Raw genomic sequence first — 793 nt, forward strand, 5'->3', positions numbered from 1 at the left:
GCGCCAAGGTGCTTGGGGTCGGCGGCGATCCGGATCACCGTGTCCGCACTTGATCGCATCAGCAGATTGTAGATCTCCCGTTTGTTATGGCGGGCGATGTCGGCGACCGGTTTTGGCAGCGTGAAGACCAGGTGGAAATAGCGCACGGGCAGCAGTTCGGCCTCCCGCGCTGCCAGCCATGCCTTGGCCGCACCCGCCTGGCATTTGGGACAGTGCCTGTTCCGGCACGAATTGTAGGCGATTTATTCATGCGCGCAGTCTTCACACCGTGCAACATGACCGCCAAGCACGGCCGTGCGGCAGCGCTCGATGGCGCTCATTACCTTCAACTGATCGAGGCTGATATGGTCCGCATTGGCCGCCCGCCAAGCAGCACCATGCATGCGGAAGACATCCGCGACCTCCAAATGTGATGGGGGCAAGGCGCGCTATGACGCGCGTTTCCTGCCCTTCCTGCGCTTCGCCGCGGTCAGGCCGTCCAGCGGGCTCTCCACCGCCGCGATCATGCCCGTAGCGACGCTGGCATAGCGCGCCGTCGTGGTGAGTTTGGCACGACCGAGCAGCGCCTGCCCTCTCATCGATTGCTGTGCAATCGACTGCCGGGTAATAAATGACCCGGATGCCGACGCCGCGTTCCAGCAGATGTGTCGCAAAGGAATGGCGCAACGTGTGCAGCGTCACCGGCTTGGTAATCCCTGCGGCCCGCGCGGCCTCCTTGAACAGCCGCGAAATCTGGCGGGCCGAGAGGTGTTTGCCGCGATAGCCGGGGAAGAGAACCCGCTCGGATCCGCTC

General features: G+C 63.6%; 2 pseudogenes. Both read right to left on the reverse strand.

From position 1 onward, the window contains the following. A pseudogene (locus L1069_RS23845) lies at positions 1-422 on the reverse strand (transposase zinc-binding domain-containing protein); the annotation flags it as partial. Positions 423-428: 6 nt separating this feature from the next. Beyond that, positions 429-793, reverse strand: a pseudogene (locus L1069_RS23850) (tyrosine-type recombinase/integrase); the annotation flags it as partial.

The sequence above is a fragment of the Leisingera sp. MMG026 genome (assembly GCF_021654205.1).
Classification (GTDB): domain Bacteria; phylum Pseudomonadota; class Alphaproteobacteria; order Rhodobacterales; family Rhodobacteraceae; genus Leisingera.